Raw genomic sequence first — 16431 nt, forward strand, 5'->3', positions numbered from 1 at the left:
GGCCCGCGACGCCCGTGGCGCCATCCGTCCCCGCGCCCCGCCCGGCCGCAAGCCCGGCGGGCACGGCGGTCCCCGCGACGGCGGCCCCCTCCGCGCCGCCCCGGCCGGCCAGTCCAACAGCGCCGGGCTTCACGCCGGGCGCTGCCTCGCGTCCGCCGCCCCGGGGTCCAGGGATGGGTGGACCGCCGCGCTCGGGTGGGCCTCCGGGCCGCTTCGGTCCGCGCCCCAGCACGCCGCGTCCGCCGCCCACGCCGGAGCAGATCCAGGCGCTGGCCACGCGCGAGCACGTGCCCGCGCGCATCGCCAAGGGTGAGCTGGAAGGGAAGATGAAGGCGCGCATCTGGCGCAAGCTGCACGCCGAGGAGGCGAAGCGCTTCGACCAGGTCTACGAGCTGATGGGCCAGACGCCGGGCCTGTCGCTGGGCGACGCCTTCGGCATCCTGCAGAGCGGCCTCACCGTGCAGGAGTTCATGGCGCGCAAGGAGCGCAGCCAGCGCAAGGCGGCCATCAAGCAGGCGCGCGGCCAGGTGGACAACGCGCTCGTCGCGGACTTCCTGGGCGCCTTCATCGAGCAGAAGACCGAGCTGTCCGTGGTGCTGGCGGAGCGGTCGCTGCTGGACACGCTGCTGGCGGAGGAGGCCATCGCCTTCACCTTCGAGCGCACGGGCCGGCTGGAGAAGCTCCAGGTGGTGCTCATCGCGCGCAGGGGTGACTGGGAGCGGCTGATGCCGAACCTGGAGCGCGACGCGAAGCTCACGCAGAAGCCGGCGCAGGTGGCCCGGCAGCCGGACAAGCGGCCCTACTCGGACCCGCGGCCGTTCCTGCCGCACATCGGGCAGACGGTGAAGCTGGTGCTGCGCAACGGCATCACCGTGGAGGCGCCGCTGTTGCGCGTGGGCCGCTTCGACGTGCTGCTGGGTGAGCCCGGGCACGAGTTGTTCATCCCGCTGCACGCGCTCCTGCGCTTCGAGGCGCCCCCGGCCCCGGCCGAGGACGCCTCCGACGACGCGGACGAGCCGAAGCCCGACGCCGAGAGCTGAAAGCCGCTCGCGGTGCCGTTACTTCCGGGCGGCCCTCGCCTTCACGGGCGGGCCGCCTTTTTCCTTCCTCGCCTCCCACAAGGAGACCCCACCCATGCGCCCCTTCTTCTCCCGCATCATCAAGCCCTGGCTCGCGCTCACCGCGGCGGCGGTCCTCGCGGGGGCGTCGCAGCAGGCGTGCACCAAGGAGTCCTCCGCGAAGGAGCCGGACGCGCCCGCCGCGCAGGAGGTGGGGCGGCGGGAGAACGGCGTGCACGTGGTGGAGCTGGCCGTGACGGAGAAGGGCTATGAGCCCTCGCCGGTGCAGCTCAAGAAGGGCGAGCCGGTGAAGCTGGTGGTGACGCGCAAGACGGACGTGACGTGCGCCACCGAGCTGGTGATGGACGAGTACAAGATTGACACGAAGCTGCCGCTGAACACGCCGGTGGAGATTGCCTTCACGCCGAACCAGTCCGGGACGCTGAGGTACGGCTGCGCGATGGGGAAGATGATCGCCGGCACGTTCGTCGTGGATTGAGTCCGGGCGCCCGTTAACTGGCGATGTCCGCCCGGGCGGGTAGTCTGGTTGCCCTGCATGGGCAGCTCGGAGCTCTTCACCCGGCACGTCTTCCTGGACCTCGAAACGACGGGGCTCGACCCCCGCGTGGACGAGGTGATTGAAGTCGGGTGCCTCTTCTTCGAGCACGGCCGGGAGGTGGACCGCTTCTCCCGGCTGTATTCGGCGTCCCGCCCGCTGAACCTCACCATCCGCCGGCTCACCGGCCTCTCCGACGCGCAGCTCTCCGGACAGCCCCGCTTCGACGCGGAGCGCGCCCAGCTGCGCGAAAGGCTCAAGGGTTGGACGGTGGTGGCGCACAACGCCCCGTTCGAGAAGGGCTTCCTCCCGGACGTGCTCGGCGGCGTGCCGGTGCTCGACTCGTGCGAGCTCATGCACTACCTGCACCCGGAGCTGCCCAGCCACTCGCTGGAGTCGCTGATGCGGTGGGCGAAGCTGGGCTCGCAGCAGCCGCACCGCGCGCTGCATGACTGCGTGGCGGTGCACGCGGTGCTGGTGCACGCGCTGGATGGCTGCGTGCGCGACGGGCGCGCGGAGGATGTCGCGGACCTGCTGGCCGCCCTGGACCCCCGGGCCCGCGCGGCGCTGGGGCCCACGCCGCTCCTGGACGCCCTGTCCGGCGAGGACGCTCGCGACCTGGCGATGGACGCGGAGGCGCGGCCGCTCCTGGAGCTGCTGTCGCGGCTGTGGGAGGCGTGCCGGGCCTCACCGGTGCCGCTGAGCCTGGAGACGACGGGCGGCTTCCTGCGCGCGCGGCCGGAGCGCAAGCGCGCCCATGGCGGCAGGCCCCCTCCGGAGCCCGAGCTGGACGCGACGCCGCTGCCGGTGCGTCCGGACGAGGTGGCGAAAATCCTGGGGCCCGGCGGCGCGCTGGAGCGGGGCGGCAATTTCCTGTCCCGGCCCGCGCAGCTGGAGATGGCGCAGGCGGTGGCGCGCACGCTGTCGGACGGCGGTCAGGTGGCGGTGGAGGCCGGCACGGGCACGGGCAAGTCGCTGGCGTACCTCACGCCCGCGGCGCTGTTCGCGGCGCGCAACGGGCTGAAGGTGGGCGTGGCGCCGCACACGAAGACGCTCCAGGACCAGCTGCTGGAGAAGGACCTGCCCCGGCTGCACCAGGCCACGGGCGGCGCGTTCGGCTACGCGCTGCTCAAGGGGCAGACGAACTACCTGTGCCGCCGCCGCGCGCTGGAGGCCACGCGCGTGGAGCCGGGGATGAACCACTCAGCACGCGCGCCCCGGGCCTACGTGCGCGCGTACATGCGCCGCAGCGTGGACGGGGACCTGGACCGGCTGAGCCACTGGTTCCGAGAGCGCTTCCCGGGGATGCACGGGCTGGTGCCGGCGGTGCGCTCCGAGGCGGCGACGACGCTGGGCGAGCGGTGCCCGCATCACCACAAGTGCTTCTACCACTCGGCGGTGGCGCAGGCGCGCGAGGCGGACGTGCTGGTCATCAACCAGTCGCTCGCGTTCGCGTGGCCCGCGCGCTACGGGCGCCTGGACCACCTGGTGCTGGACGAGGCGCACGAGCTGGAGGACGTGGCCACCACCGCGCTCACGGTGGAGCTGTCCGACCTGGCCTTCCTGCGCCTCACGGAGCGGCTGCACGGACGCGACGGACGCCGGGGCCTCTTCGCGGAATTGCGCCGCGCGCTCGCGGCCACGCGCCGGGACGAGTCCCGCGTGCTGATGTCCGAGGTGGACGACGCCCTGCGCGCGCTGCTCCAGGAGGCGCGCGGGCTGGGCGAACAGGTGACGGCCCTGTGCGAGCCCGCGTCCGCGATGCCCGGTGAGGACGCGGACGACGCGGCCTATGCGCCGGAGCTGCGGGTGACGGACGCGGTGCGCGCCCTGCCCGCCTGGGAGCCCGTGCGCGAGGGGCTGGTGGCGGTGCGCACGGCGCTGCAGCGGGTGCACACGCTCCTGTCCGTGCGCGTCCTGGCGGCGCTGCCGGAGCTGGCGGTGAAGCAGCCGTCGCTGGAGCGCGAGCTGGCCGGCGCCACCACGGAGCTGGGCGAGCTGTCGGTGCTGGCCGGGGAGCTGGCCGGGGAGCCGGACGCGAAGCGCTGCTACGCGGCGCGGGCGGAGCCTCGCAAGGGGCGCTGGAGCGTGGGCGCGCAGCCGGTGGACGTGTCCGAGTCCGTGGCGAAGGACTTCGCCGCGAACAAGCGCGCGCTGGTGATGGCGTCCGCCACGCTGGGCACCGGGGACGGCGTGCCCTTCGTGCTGAAGCGGCTGGGGCTGAGGCCGCCGCTGTTGCGCGCGCCCTCGCCGTTCCACCTGGGACAGCAGGCGCTGGTGGTGCTGGTGACGGACGCGCCTCGCGCGCACGAGGAGCCGTTCATCGACTGGGCCTCCGGGCGCATCTCCGGCCTGGCACAGGTGATGGGCGGCCGGGTGCTGGGCCTGTTCGCGTCCACGCGGCGGCTGGAGCGCGTGTCGCGCGAGGTGCAGGCGCGGCTGGAGCCGCACGGCATCGAGGTGCTGCGCCAGTCTCGCGGGCACGGCCGTTCGCTGGCGGCGCGGCAGGAGCGCGACACCGGCACGGTGCTGCTGGGCACCAAGAGCTTCTGGCAGGGCGTGGACATCCCCGGGCGCGGCGTGGGGTGTGTCTTCATCGACAAGCTGCCCCTGGAGCCGGCGTCACGGCCGCTGGTGGCCGCGCGCGAGGAGCCGCTGGCGAAGGCGGGCAACGAGTACCTGGGCTTCCTCCAGTACCGGCTGCCCCGCGCGTTGCTGCTCATGCGCCAGGGCGTCGGGCGGCTCATCCGCTCCACCACGGACCGGGGCATCGTCGTCATCGCCGATCCCGGACACGCGAGCTACCGGCCGCTGCTGCTCCAGGCGCTGGCGGGCTACCGCGTCGTCGCGCTGCCGTGGGCGCAGGCGCGGCTGATGCTGCACTCGGAGCTGCTGCAGATGGGGCTCACCGCGGACACCGCGCGGGTGTGAGCCCCCGGCCCGCCCTGCCCTACCGTGCCAGCCGCTCGCGGTAGCGCGCCTCCAGGGCGCTCAGCTCGTCCACCCAGGCCCCCGTGGCGCCGTTCGACTTCGCCTGGGCCAGGGCCTCCGACAGCGCTCGCGCGTCCTCGGTCTGCTGCGCGCGCAGCCGCTGCGTCATGTCCCGCGCGGCCTCGAAGACGTCCTGCAGCTCGTCGCCTTCGCGCAGGCCGTGCTGCGGCGGATGCAGGCGGCCCTCGGCCACTTCCCGCATCATGCGCTTGATGCGGAAGAGCGGGCCCGCCAGCCGGTGCGTCACCACGATGGTCGCCAGCGCCACCACGACGATGAAGGTCAGCAGGCAGCCGCCCAGCACCCACCACGTCAGGTGCTGGTGACGCTCCAGCTCCGCGCGCTGCGCGACGATGGCCGAGCGCTCCGCCTCGTACTTGGCGTCGATGGCCTGCGCCTGCTCCCGGAACTGCTTCTCGAACGCCGGGTCGTTCATGTGCGCCATCAGCTCGTTGGAGAGCGTGGCCCCGGACAGCTCGCGGCTCACCTCCGCCGCGGCGGAGCGGGCGTCCACCGCCGTCGCCGTCTCGTGCATCAGCGAGTTCGCCGCGCGCACCAGGAAGATGCCCAGGAGCGCCGCCATCACCAGCGACACGCCGACGATGTACGCGGTGAGCTTCAGCTGGAAGGGCGCGTCCAGCAGGAAGTTGCGCCAGCGGCGCTTCGTCGTCGGGGCCTGGGCCGTGGTCGTCGTCATGTCTCGCTGCTCCAGTCGAAGGTCGCGGCGGCTTCCTCGATGGCTTTGGGGATCAGGGCCTTCAGCAGGTCCGCGGGCGGAGCCCCCGCGGCGTTCACTTCCACCTGTCCCATCAGGGACTGCTCCGGGTACGTCATGCACAGGAGCGCCAGGCGCAGGCCTCCACTGTCCGTCTTCTGGATCTCCGCGGTGATGCGGTAGCCGTGCACGCCCAGCTTCTTGAGCGCGCCCTTCGCCGCGGCCTTGGACTCCTTCTCCGGCGCCATCTGCGCGCCCCGCCGCACCAGCTTGGAGCGAAGCCGCGCCTCCGTCACCTTCACCAGGTCCGCGGGCACGCTGCCCGTCTTGTCCTTGAGCGCGTCCAGCGACAGGTAGAAGCGCGGCCGGCGCGCCTGGTACGCCTTGATGGCCTTGATGGACTCCGCCACCGCCGCCTGCACCGTGGCGTCCGCCTCGCCCTGCACCGCCTGGAGGCAGTCGAGCCCCTTCGGTTCCAGGAGCGCGCCCAGCCCCTTGGCCACCGCCGCGCGCACCAGCTCGCTCGGGTCCTTGAGGCCGCCGCACAGGGGCGTCACCGCTTCGGGATCCTCGGTGGCGCCGAGGACGAGCGCGGCTTGTGAGCGCGCACGCGGATCCCTCCCCTTCTCCAGCTGACGCCCCAGGAAGGTGATGCGCGTGTCCCCCTGCGCCAGTGCAGTGACCGGCAGCAGGAAGAAGAAGAGCAGGAGTGCTGTCGGCAGCCGCATGGGATGGGCAAAGAAGTGCCAACAGTGTAGCCGCGATTTACCTGTCCATGACAGTTGCCTCTGAGGGCAATCGCGCCCAGCTTGGATGCGCACAGTGGGCGACGTCCTCCAGGGGGGAGGACGGCTGGGGTGCGGCGGACCCGAGGCGGGTCACCGCGGGCTGGGGGAGCGATGAAGCGCGGAGTCATCCTGACGGGTGTTCTTCTGCTGGCGGGGTGGTTGGGCGGCTGCCGTGACTCGGACCGCCTCACGTCGGTGGGCAAGCCGCGACCTCCCGGGCCCACGCCCGTGGAGTCCTCGCCCACCCTTCCCGACTCCGAAACCTCGCAGCCACCCCCCGGCAGGCCGCCGCCGGAGCCAGAGGTGGTGGAGCCTCCGCCGCCCGACCCGGAGGCGGAGGTGTTGGATCCGACGCCCGTCCCGACGACGGACGGCGTCCCAGGGCCTCTGCCAGGCGTCTACACGGACAAGGGCGAGGCGCCGGAGACGGACCTCATCCGCGGGCTCGTGTCGTTCCCGCTTCGCGACGAGGCCGGGCTCGAGCAGCGCATCGCGGACATCTACAAGCCGGACAGCCAGCGCTTCCGTCAGTACATGACGCAGGCCGAGTGGATGGCGAAGCACGCCCCGCTGGAGAAGGACGTCAAGATTGTCACGGACTGGCTGAAGTCCGAGGGCATGCAGGTGAACTTCGTCGCCACCAACCGCCTGCTGGTGCAGTTCGTGGGGACGGTGGGCCAGTTCAACAAGGCGTTCGGCGTGAAGCTCATCGTCCTGGAGCGCAAGTCGCCCCAGGGCGGCAATGATCCGCACGACGTCTACGGCCTCACGGAGGGCGTCAAGGCGCCCGCGTTCGTGCAGCAGCGCATCCACGCCGTCGTGGCCCTGGACCTGCCGGCGGAGACGGGCACGCTGCCCGGCGAGTTCGGCCAGCCGTCCACGGAGCCGCCCAACCCCGTCAGCCGGGGCCTCACGCCGCAGCAGGTGGCGCGCGCGTACAACGTGGACTCGCTCTATGAGCAGGGCCACCGGGGCCAGGGCACGAAGCTGGGCGTGGTGATTGGCGCCAGCTTCCGTTGGAAGGACGTGCGCGCCTTCTGGAAGATGTGGGGCATCGAGCGCGAGGACCCCAAAATCATCCAGACCATGGAGCCGCCCGTCACGCGCTACCGCGAGGGCACGCTGGACGTGGAGTGGGCCGCGGCGATGGCGCCCAAGGCGGAGGTGCTGGTCTACATGGGCCCGGACGCGCGCAACACGTCCATGCTCTACACGTACAACGAGGCCATTGGCCGGGGCGAGGTGAGCGTCATCACCACGTCCTTCGCCCACCGCGAGGACTCCGAGCCGCGCGCGGTGCACGAGGCCTACAGCCACGCGAGCGCCATGGCCGCCGCGCTGGGCATCACCGTCGCCGCCGCGAGCGGTGACTCCGCGGGCGTGGACGTCCCGGGCAACAGCCCCTACGTCACCGCCGTGGGCGGCACGCAGCTGAAGATGAACGGCATGACGGTGACGGGTGAGACGGCCTGGTACTACTCGGGCTCCGGCATCACCCGCACCTTCGCCACGCCGGAGTGGCAGAAGGGCCTGGTCCCCATGCCCGCCAAGCGCGCGGTGGTGGACGTCGCGCTCAACGCGGACACGGGCTACTGGTACACGTGGCTGGGCGTCACCACGCCCAACACCGGCACGTCGTTCGCTTCGCCCATCTTCGCGGGGCTCATGGCGGTGGTGAACGGCGCGCGCTCGGAGGTGGCGAAGCCGCCGGTGGGCTGGCTCAACTCGCAGCTCTACACGCTGCCGAACGTCCAGAAGACGTTCCGCGACGTCACCCAGGGGGTCACCGACAAGCAGTACGAAGCCGGACCGGGCTGGGACATCCCCACCGGCTGGGGCGCACCCGACGCGGAGGGCCTCTTGCGGACCCTGCCTTGAGCGGGCAGGCGACATAGAGCGGACGGGCGTGCGGGCGCCGCTCCGGTTGTCATCCCGAGTTGACGGGATGCGAATGCATGCGCAGGGCATGCTGTTCGGGACAGGACCATGTCCTCGTCCTCCCTGCGCGCATCCCTTTCCTGCCTCCTGCTCGTCGCAGCCGCTTGCAGCAATGCTGGCGCCGGAACGAGCACCGCCGTGGCGGAGTCTCCCTCCACGTCCTCTCCGGGGACCGTCTCGCAGGCGCCCACCTCTCCCACCACGCCTGTCGTGGAAGAGGTGACGCAGGCGCCAGACACGGAGACGCCCGCGGCCGAGCCGCCGGTCGTCAGCGCGCCTGCTCCCTCCGCGAGCGTGTGCGCGCCCCTCACCTCGCTGACCAGCCTGACGGGCAACCTGGCGACGTGGCTGCTGACGGCCCCCATCACCCCGCCCAACAGCGGCGGCTTCAAGGAGCCGGGCGGCACGGAGCTCGCGGCGTTCGAAGGCGCGTTCCGCACGCTGCTCACTGAAGGGCCCAACCCGCAGGTGGTGCAGGACCTGGCGAAGCTGGGCTACGGCGTGTCCACCTTCCGCAATGACTCGGGCGGCGGGTGGCTGGTGGTGCGCGAGCAGGGCCTGCTGCCGCGCGGCGGCGGCACGTTCATCATCAACCTGTTCCCCGCGCGCAACCTGTGGCTGGAGGCGCCTCACGCTGACTCTGATGAGGGCACGCTGCGTCAGACGGCCTCGCAGCTGGTGACGCTGGGCGCGCGCGCGCTGCTGATTACCGGCAGCAACCGCTGCGCCGTCACCACGGCCAGCCCGTGCAGCGGCTCCACCAGCGTGTGCGGCACGAAGGGCCTGCGCATCTCCGACACCGCGCACTACGGCAACAACTTCTTCACCGCCGCGCACCGCGCGCTGCGCGACACGTACCCGGACGCCATCGCCGCCAGCATCCACGGCATGGACGCGGGTGACGGCCCCGAGGCCGCCGTGGTGAGCGACGGCACCGGGACGCCGCGCCCGGAGGCGCTCTCCAACCGCCTGCGCGACGCGCTCAACACCCATCTGGCCGGCACGAAGAAGGCCTTCTCCTGCAACTCGGCGGAGGACTCGGGCAAGCACCGGACGCTGTGCGGCACCAGCAACGTGCAGGGCCGCATCGACAACGGCGCCGCGGACGCCTGCTACTCGGAGGCCCCCGCCGCCACGGACCGCTTCATCCACCTGGAGCAGTCCGCCACGCTGCGCGGCACCGGCGCGTCGTCCAGGGCCGTCATGCAGGCGCTCGCGGACACCGTGCCCTGCACGCTCGCCGGCTCCGGCCTGGGCTGCCAGGCGGTGGCCGCGCAAGACTGCCCGTGAAGTGTCGCGTGGACGACGTCCTCACCTGCCGTGCCAACCTGCTTCGCCTCATGTGAAGCAGGCGGGCTGATCCGTCCCAGGGTCCAGGTCCACTGTCCGCGGCCGGGCATTCAGTGACACTGGAGGCTCGAATTTTCGGTTGGACAGCGGACGCTTCTCGGCAGGCGAGAGAGGCAACCCTGGTCGGGTCCGGGAGCCTCCCTAGATTCGAGCGGCCACCATGGCGCTCCTTTCGACCCTGACACTCTTTCCGGCCTACTCCCTCGACACCTCCATTCTGGTGGCGGTGCTCGTGGGCGTGCTCATCCTGGCGCTCCTGACGGAGACGCTGGGGTGGGTCTTCGTGGGCCTTGTCGTCCCCGGCTACCTGGCCTCGGTGTTCGTCATCCACCCCGAGGCGGGCTGCACCGTCGTCGCCGAGTCGCTGCTCACCTACGGCCTGGCGCTGGCGTTCTCCAGTGGACTGTCCCGCACGGGCGCCTGGAGTGAGTTCTTCGGCCGGGATCGCTTCTTCGCCGTGGTGCTCGCCAGCGTGGTGGTGCGCGCGGTCAGCGAGACGTGGCTCTTGCCCGTGCTGGGGCACTGGATGGACGAGCGGTGGGGGACGTCCTTCATCGTCGACCGCAGCCTGCACAGCATCGGCCTGGTGCTGGTGCCGCTCACCGCGAACGCCTTCTGGAAGCTGAAGCTGCGCCGGGGCCTCTGGCAGGTGTTCGTGCCGGTGGCGCTGACGTACGTCATCCTCCGCTTCGTGCTGCTGCCCGGCACCAACCTGTCCTTCTCCAGCCTGGAGCTGATGTACGAGGACGTGGCGCAGGACTTCCTGTCCAGCCCCAAGGCCTACATCATCCTGCTGACGACGGCGTTCCTCGCCGCGCGCTTCAACCTCAAGTACGGCTGGGACTTCAACGGCATCCTCGTGCCCGCGCTGCTGGCGCTCACGTGGCTGGAGCCCCTGAAGCTCGTGGCCACCCTGGCGGAGGTGCTGCTCCTGGTGGTGGCCGCGAAGGCGGTGCTGTCCGTGCCGGGGCTTCGCACGCTCAACCTGGAGGGCCCGCGCAAGACGGTGCTCGTCTTCTGTCTGGGCTTCCTCGTGAAGTGGGGCATCGGCTGGGCCATGGGCGGCCGCATCCCCGGCCTCAAGGTCACGGACCTCTTCGGCTTCGGCTACCTGGTGCCCACGCTGCTGGCGGTGAAGATGCTGCAGAAGCAGGTGATTGCGCGCGTGCTGCTGCCCACGCTGCACACGTCGCTGGCGGGCTTCCTCATTGGCAGCCTCGCGGGCTTCGGGCTGTCGCTCATCGAACCGCGTCCGGCCACCGCGCTCACCGCGGAGGCGCCGCGCGAGCACGTGCCCGGCCTGGGCCTGGACCAGTCTCCGCTGGGTCTGATGGTGATGGGCCGCGCCACGGCGCGCGAAAGCGACGTGGGCGGCCAGTCCCTGCGGCTGAAGCACGGCGACCTGCGCGCGTACAACGGGCTGTGGAACGGGCTGGACGCGTGGCTGGAGTCGGGCCGCGCGGAGGGCTTCACCGCGCTGAAGACGCAGGCGGTGGCGCTGGGGCTGGAGCTGCGCGAGCTGCCGAAGCAGGACGGCGCGCCCGCGCGCTATGCGCTGGTGGAGCGCGTGGAGGGCGTTGGCAAGGCGGGCTGGGACACGTCGCTGCTCGTGCCCGGCGCGCAGGGCCCTGTGCTGGAGGTGCCGCGTCCCCTGACGGAGGCGCCGAGCGCCGAGGCCGCCGCGCTCCTGTGCGAGCGCGTGCACTGCCGCGCCGTCATCGTCAGCGGCGTGGATTCCCACCGCGCGGGCCTGGTGCTGGGTGACGCGCTGTCGCAGTCGGAGACGCCGCTGCGCCAGGCGCACGACGCGCTGTCGTCACGGGAGCGCGTGCAGCTGCGCGTGGATCCTTCACTCAAGCCGGGCCAGGTGGTGCTGCACACGCCGGACGGCAAGGCGCCGCAGGGCCTGGACCTGCTGTGGCCGGGCGCGAAGGTGACGGCCGAGCCGCCGCCGGAGCCCGGTGACACCTGGGGCGAGGCGCGCGTGAGCGTGCTGCGCGCGGGCGCCGCGGACCTGGCCTCGCTGGTGCTGGAGCACGCGCAGCCGCTGGCCGCGCCGATGACGGAGCGCGAGGCGCTGGGGACGCTGATGGTGACGCCGGAGGTGGCGCGCGTGCCGGCGGTGCGGCCTTCGGACGCGGAGCTGCTGGTGCTGGAGCAGCAGGTGGCGTCGCCGCTGCTGGGCGGCGGGATGGCGGACGTGCCGCTGGCGCTGCGTCCGCGCTGGGCGGGCGCCATGGCGGCGCTGCTGGGCCTGCGCGTGCACCCGGTGACGGAGTGCGCGGGCGCGAACGGTTGCTGGTGGGTGACGGACGCGGAAGGCACGCCGGGCCGGCTGGGCGCGGGGCTGCTGGTGCGTCCGGGCGGCTCGCCGCTGGCGCTGGAGGTGCCGTCTCCGGCCCGTGAGGCGGGCACGCTGCCGGTGGCCGCGGAGCTGTGGCACGAGTCGCGCTCCACCGCGCTGGTGTTCGCCACCGCGTCCGGAGACCTGCCCCACCCTGCCACCTTCGGTGAGCTGCGCACGAGCTTCCAGGCGTTCCACCAGGCGGTGCACCGCGCGCTGCCGAAGGAGCAGGGCTGGGTGCTGCACCTGCGCGGCTTCTCCGGCCGGCCCTCCGTGGAAGCGGACGTGCTGGTGGACGTGGGCAGCCCGGTGCTCACCCCGGCGCAGCGTCCGGCGGACCTGGAGAAGCTGTTGTCGCGGGAGGGCCCGCTGGGCTGGCTGGGGCAGCGCGTGCGCTACCACGACGGCTCTCCGGAGCTGACGGGCCTCAACGACGCGAGCCCGCAGCAGGTCTTCTCCCGCACGTTTGGCGGTGCGCGGCTGGCCACGCTGTGGCTGTCCGAGCCGCTGCGCGGCGCCTTCGTGGGCCCCCGGCTGGTGGCGGAGGAGCTGGCCATCACGGGCCTCTTGCCCGAGGAGCCGCGCGAGTCTCCCGAGCGCGCGTTGCTGGCGGACCGGCTGGTGGCGCCGACGCAGCCGGTGTCCAGCGCGCTGAAGGAGCACTTCGCGGAGCTGACCGCCAGCGCGGAGCGCTACGTGGCGCAGCAGAACGTGCATGACCTGCGCGCGCTGGCGCAGACGAAGCGCGTGGGCAACGTGACGCGAGTGGTGAAGTCCGGCTTCAGCGCCGAATACGGCCTGCCCTTCCTCCTGGTGGAAGCGCGGCAGGGCAAGCAGGTGCTGCGCGCCGTCTATTTCCTTCAGCAGCACCCGTCGCCGGCGAAGCGCGCGGAGCTGACCGCGGGTGACGCGCAGCTCGCGAGCACGGTGGACCTGGCGCTGCGGCACCGCCGTCCGGTGGTGTTGACCGGGGAAGTCTCCCGCGAAGAGGCCCGTCGATGAAGACCCGCAGCCGCGCCCTCGTGGCGCTCCTTGGCCTGATGGTGGGCCTGGCCCTCATCTGGGGCGCCAGCTTCGCCGTGCTGGGCAACACCGACACGCCCACCGCGCGGCGCGACGCGAAGTTCGTCAACGCCGAGCGCCTCATCTTCTACCGCCTGGAGCCGGGCCGGGAGATGCGCGTGCGCGTCCCCGCGGAAGCGGAGGAGCTGCTCATCGTCACGCACGAGCTGCTTCCGGACGGCACGCCCTACGCGCCGGAGAAGCAGTACCAGTACGGCCTCAAGGCCATCCTGCGCGGTCCGGACGGCGTCCTCCTGGAGCGCTCCATCTTCACGCGCACGCGCCAGAGCAAGGGCCAGCCGCAGGAGGACGGCACGTTCCTGGAGGAGAGCGCCTTCACCACGCACGCGGCTCAGCAGGTGACGGACGAGCGCGAGTTCGTGCTGCGCCTGCCCAAGGAGCGGCCGGACTACGCCGTGCTGTACCTGCGGCCCGCGAGCCCCAGCGACACGCTGCTGGCGCGCGTCTACGTCCGCGCGCACCGCACGCTGCCCTTGCTCGCGTCGCAGAAGCTGGCCCAGGCCCGCGCGGAGGTGCGCGCCGGCCGCGCCACCTTCGAGCCCTTCGAGAAGCTCTCCCCCGACACGCGCCGCTGGCTGGCGGAGGAGCACTGGGAGCGCCTGAACGCCGAGGGCGAGGCGGGCACCGACTACCAGATTGAGCCCGTCTACCGCACCGCCTACCGGCTGCCGCTGGTGGAGGCCACCGAGTCCGTGCAGGAGCGCCTGGGCGCGGGCCGCGCCGTGGCCCTCAACGTCACCGGGCCCGCGAAGCCGGTGCTGTGGCTGTGGAGCGACGCGACGGACGCGAAGGCGCAGCCGCACGGCCCCGTGACGGTGCAGACGCTGTCCGCGGACGGCACTGCGCACACCATGGAGCTGCCGGGCCCCGTGGCGGGGTCTCCCATGTCGCATCCGCTGGAGCTGCCCGCGGGCGTGCACACGGTGATGGTGCGCAACGACGGCCAGGAGGACCTGCGCTACACGGTGGAGGGCCCGTTCGAGTCGTGGCTCCTGCCCGCCGAGTCGCGCCCCCAGCCGGGCGTCGCGTCGGAGGGCCGCGTGGCCTTCCTGCCGGACCTGCGCCGCACGGAGGCGTTCGCCACCGGCCCGGCGTGCCCGGTGCTGGAGCTGGACATCGATCCGCGCATGGACGCGGTGGGGCGGCTGGTGCGCATCGACGCGCGCTCGCTGGACCGCGCGCCCTCGCGGGAGCCGCTGCACCTGAGCCTCACGGTGCTGGACGCGCAGGGCCAGCCGCTGGGACAGGCCGCGCTGGACGCGACGCCGGAGCCCGCGCCGTTCGAGAGCGCGGCGCTGGTGCCGCTGCCGGGCGGCGCCCTGCCCTGCACGACCGTGGCGAAGGCGGCGGATGACGCGGGTTCGGCCGGCTCCGGTGAAGTCACGGATCTGCCGGCGTGGGTGTCGGGTCCGGCGAGCGCCCGGGTGTTCCTGCCCATGGGCGCGCGCAAGCTGCGCGTGGAGGCGCCGCGCGCGACCATCGTGCAGCTCTACAGCTTCCTGTCGAGCGGCCAGCCCATCGTGGCGTCCGTGCCGTACACGAGCGACGCGCTGACCGGCGTGCGCTGGCGCAACGCGCCCGTGGATTCGCGCGCGTGGCACCCCATGCGTCCTGCGAACCTGAGCGCGCTGCTGCAGGGGGGCGCCCGGCTGGAGCTGCTGAGCCAGGTGCGCCTGGAGCCCGTGGGTCCGGTGGAGGAGTCGCTTCCGCCGACGGGGGACGCGGTGGTGGTGCGTCCCCATGGCTCGCCCGCGGTGGTGGAGGTGCTGGAGTCCGCGCAGGCGGACACGGTGGACATGGTGAAGGCGCTGTCCACGGTGCTGGAGCCGGGCCGCGCGGTGCGGGCCCGCTTCGACGCGCGCACGCCCACCCGTCCGGAGGTGCGCCTGTCGCTGAAGGACGCGGCGGCGCTGGGCAACGAGGTGGAGGTGCTGCTCGATGGCGAGCCGCTGCACCGCTTCACCGTGCGCTCCACGCGGGCTCGGGAGCTGTTGCCGCCGCTGCCGCCGGGGGAGCATGAGGTGCTGCTGCGCTCCTCGGCGCCGGGGCTGACGGCGCTGCTCAACCGGCCTCCGGCGGCGGGCAGCGGCCTGCGCTCGCGCACGGTGTATCCGGTGGGCCAGGGCGGCCTGCGCGTGCCGGTGCGCAAGACGGGTCCGGGCGCCGTCACCCTCAACGTGGTCGTCTACACGCCGGTGGCGGAGGGCGCGACGGAGCCCCAGCTGTCCGTGACGGTGGATGGAGGCAATCCCGTGCGCCGCGCCAGCGTGCTGGTGCCGCACGTCACGCGCGCCGAGCGCACGGTGGTGCTGCCGGCCTCCGAGCGCGACCCGGCCATGCCGGTGGGCCGTCCGGGCGTGAAGTGGTACGCGCGCACCGTGCCGGTGACGCTGGGCGAGGACATCGCGCCGGGCGTGCACACCGTGCGCATCCAGGCGCTGGGCACGGGCCCCATGTGGGCGCGGTTCTTCATGTTCGGCCAGGCGGTGGAGGACACCGCGCCGCGCATGTGGAACCGGGGTGGCTGGCAGCCGGACGAGGACATGTTGTGAGGTTCCTCGAGAGGACCGGGTCGTGGCGCCCGCTGGTGGCAGCGGGAGTCGTGTCCGTGCTGGGCGCCTCCGTGAGCGCCCACGCGCAGACGACCGCGAAGGCAGCGCCAAGGCCGTCACCGCGGCAGGAGCGCGTGCCCCAGGAGGATCCATCCGTGAACGTGCCCGAGCATTCCGGGTGCCGCGTGGACGCGCGCTTCTCCGGGCTGTGGCCTCGCGTGGACGCCGTGACGTTCCACCCCACCACGCTGGAGGAGCGGGCCGCGTTCTCGAAGCTCTTGCCCGCGCTGCTCGCCGCCGCGCCGAAGCAGAAGGACGTGCCGCCGGAGCTGACGAACGTGGCCGCGTCCGTGGGCTTCTTCCTGGAGACGTGGACCACGCCTCGCGACACCTTCTGGGTCCTGCGTGAACGGCCGGACGGCTACCACGGCGCGGGCGCGTATGTGATCCGCACGGGGGAGGCTTCCCACGACGTGGTGCAGGTGCCGCACCCGTACTTCGACATCGGCACGGAGGACATCGGCGCCAGCCTCTTCTCCTGCCCGCCGGAGGGCCACGCGCCGCGCCTGTTCATGACCGCCACCGCGCACCGCTACAAGGGCACGCCCGGTGAGACGCCCGAGGACCCGGAGCACCCGGCCGACGTCGCGCACAACCCGGAGCACCTCTTCCAGACCGTGACGGACCTGGCCGCGCGCCAGCTGCCCGCCCTCCGCGTGGTGCAGCTGCATGGCTTCGGCGAGTCCAAGGTCCAGAAGGGCCGCACGGAGACGCTGGCGGCGGTGGTGAGCGACGGCACGCGCAAGCCCGGGATGTGGGCCCGGAAGGTGTCTTCACCCCTGGAGGACGTGATGGGTCCCGGAGTGAAGCTGTTCCCGGACGGGGTGCAGGTGCTCGGTGGAACACAGAACGCGCAGGCCCGGCTGCTCCAGGCCTACCCGCTCGCCCGCTTCCTGCACCTGGAAATGTCATCCCGTACGCGCAAAGCGCTGGCGAGCCCGGCGCGTCTGGACCGGCTGGCCCAGATTCTGTTCGCACCCTTGGAGGACTGAGCGC

General features: G+C 72.6%; 10 protein-coding genes. 8 read left to right on the top strand and 2 right to left on the bottom strand.

Annotation, left to right across the window (positions count from 1 at the left end; genetic code table 11):
• Nucleotides 1-173 precede the first annotated feature (173 nt).
• From D7X96_RS17235 to D7X96_RS17245, 3 genes are all read left to right on the top strand, one after another.
• Nucleotides 174-1040: a hypothetical protein gene (locus tag D7X96_RS17235; RefSeq protein ID WP_279637396.1), complete on the top strand. Its 867-nt coding sequence runs from the start codon at nucleotides 174-176 to the stop codon at nucleotides 1038-1040.
• 94 nt (nucleotides 1041-1134) lie between these two features.
• Entirely contained in the window at nucleotides 1135-1557 is a 423-nt protein-coding gene (locus D7X96_RS17240; RefSeq protein ID WP_120547925.1) for a cupredoxin domain-containing protein, read from the top strand.
• 57 nt (nucleotides 1558-1614) lie between these two features.
• The gene (locus tag D7X96_RS17245; RefSeq protein WP_121770226.1) at nucleotides 1615-4545 is read left to right on the top strand and encodes a helicase C-terminal domain-containing protein; all 2931 of its coding nucleotides are present in this window, start codon (nucleotides 1615-1617) and stop codon (nucleotides 4543-4545) included.
• 19 nt (nucleotides 4546-4564) lie between these two features.
• Here D7X96_RS17245 and D7X96_RS17250 read toward each other — a convergent pair whose 3' ends face one another.
• Complete coding sequence (locus D7X96_RS17250; RefSeq protein ID WP_120547923.1) at nucleotides 4565-5302, bottom strand: HAMP domain-containing protein; 738 nt, start codon at nucleotides 5300-5302, stop codon at nucleotides 4565-4567.
• On the bottom strand, nucleotides 5299-6048 hold the full coding sequence (locus D7X96_RS17255; RefSeq protein ID WP_120547922.1) for a HEAT repeat domain-containing protein: 750 nt from the start codon (nucleotides 6046-6048) through the stop codon (nucleotides 5299-5301). Before D7X96_RS17255 ends, D7X96_RS17250 begins: the two co-directional genes overlap by 4 nt.
• A gap of 171 nt (nucleotides 6049-6219) precedes the next feature.
• Between D7X96_RS17255 and D7X96_RS17260 the strand changes: the two genes are divergently transcribed.
• The 5 genes from D7X96_RS17260 to D7X96_RS17285 all read left to right on the top strand — a co-directional run bounded on the left by D7X96_RS17260 (nucleotide 6220) and on the right by D7X96_RS17285 (nucleotide 16427).
• Nucleotides 6220-7986 carry a S53 family peptidase gene (locus tag D7X96_RS17260; protein ID WP_120547921.1) on the top strand — a complete coding sequence of 589 codons (1767 nt, stop codon included), beginning with the start codon at nucleotides 6220-6222 and terminating at the stop codon, nucleotides 7984-7986.
• 198 nt (nucleotides 7987-8184) lie between these two features.
• On the top strand, nucleotides 8185-9336 hold the full coding sequence (locus D7X96_RS17265) for a hypothetical protein (protein ID WP_120547920.1): 1152 nt from the start codon (nucleotides 8185-8187) through the stop codon (nucleotides 9334-9336).
• Between the two features lie 220 nt (nucleotides 9337-9556).
• A complete protein-coding gene (locus D7X96_RS41485; RefSeq protein ID WP_121722180.1) occupies nucleotides 9557-12742 on the top strand; it encodes a poly-gamma-glutamate biosynthesis protein PgsC/CapC in 3186 nt (1061 codons plus the stop codon).
• Nucleotides 12739-15375 carry a hypothetical protein gene (locus D7X96_RS39995; RefSeq protein ID WP_158626591.1) on the top strand — a complete coding sequence of 879 codons (2637 nt, stop codon included), beginning with the start codon at nucleotides 12739-12741 and terminating at the stop codon, nucleotides 15373-15375. The genes D7X96_RS41485 and D7X96_RS39995 overlap by 4 nt, the downstream gene beginning before the upstream one ends.
• A 35-nt stretch (nucleotides 15376-15410) precedes the next feature.
• Nucleotides 15411-16427 (top strand): hypothetical protein, encoded by a 1017-nt coding sequence (locus tag D7X96_RS17285; protein ID WP_147468331.1) that lies wholly within the window; start codon nucleotides 15411-15413, stop codon nucleotides 16425-16427.
• Nucleotides 16428-16431 lie beyond the last annotated feature (4 nt).

It is taken from the genome of Corallococcus interemptor (assembly GCF_003668875.1).
In the GTDB taxonomy this organism is placed as follows: Bacteria; Myxococcota; Myxococcia; order Myxococcales; family Myxococcaceae; genus Corallococcus; species Corallococcus interemptor.

Bases quoted from the DNA above. Each gene is read 5' to 3' on its own strand.
- D7X96_RS17235 (WP_279637396.1), top strand. From the start codon at position 174: ATGGGTGGACCGCCGCGCTCGGGTGGGCCTCCGGGCCGCTTCGGTCCG.
- D7X96_RS17240 (WP_120547925.1), top strand. From the start codon at position 1,135: ATGCGCCCCTTCTTCTCCCGCATCATCAAGCCCTGGCTCGCGCTCACC.
- D7X96_RS17245 (WP_121770226.1), top strand. From the start codon at position 1,615: ATGGGCAGCTCGGAGCTCTTCACCCGGCACGTCTTCCTGGACCTCGAA.
- D7X96_RS17250 (WP_120547923.1), bottom strand. From the start codon at position 5,302: ATGACGACGACCACGGCCCAGGCCCCGACGACGAAGCGCCGCTGGCGC.
- D7X96_RS17255 (WP_120547922.1), bottom strand. From the start codon at position 6,048: ATGCGGCTGCCGACAGCACTCCTGCTCTTCTTCTTCCTGCTGCCGGTC.
- D7X96_RS17260 (WP_120547921.1), top strand. From the start codon at position 6,220: ATGAAGCGCGGAGTCATCCTGACGGGTGTTCTTCTGCTGGCGGGGTGG.
- D7X96_RS41485 (WP_121722180.1), top strand. From the start codon at position 9,557: ATGGCGCTCCTTTCGACCCTGACACTCTTTCCGGCCTACTCCCTCGAC.
- D7X96_RS39995 (WP_158626591.1), top strand. From the start codon at position 12,739: ATGAAGACCCGCAGCCGCGCCCTCGTGGCGCTCCTTGGCCTGATGGTG.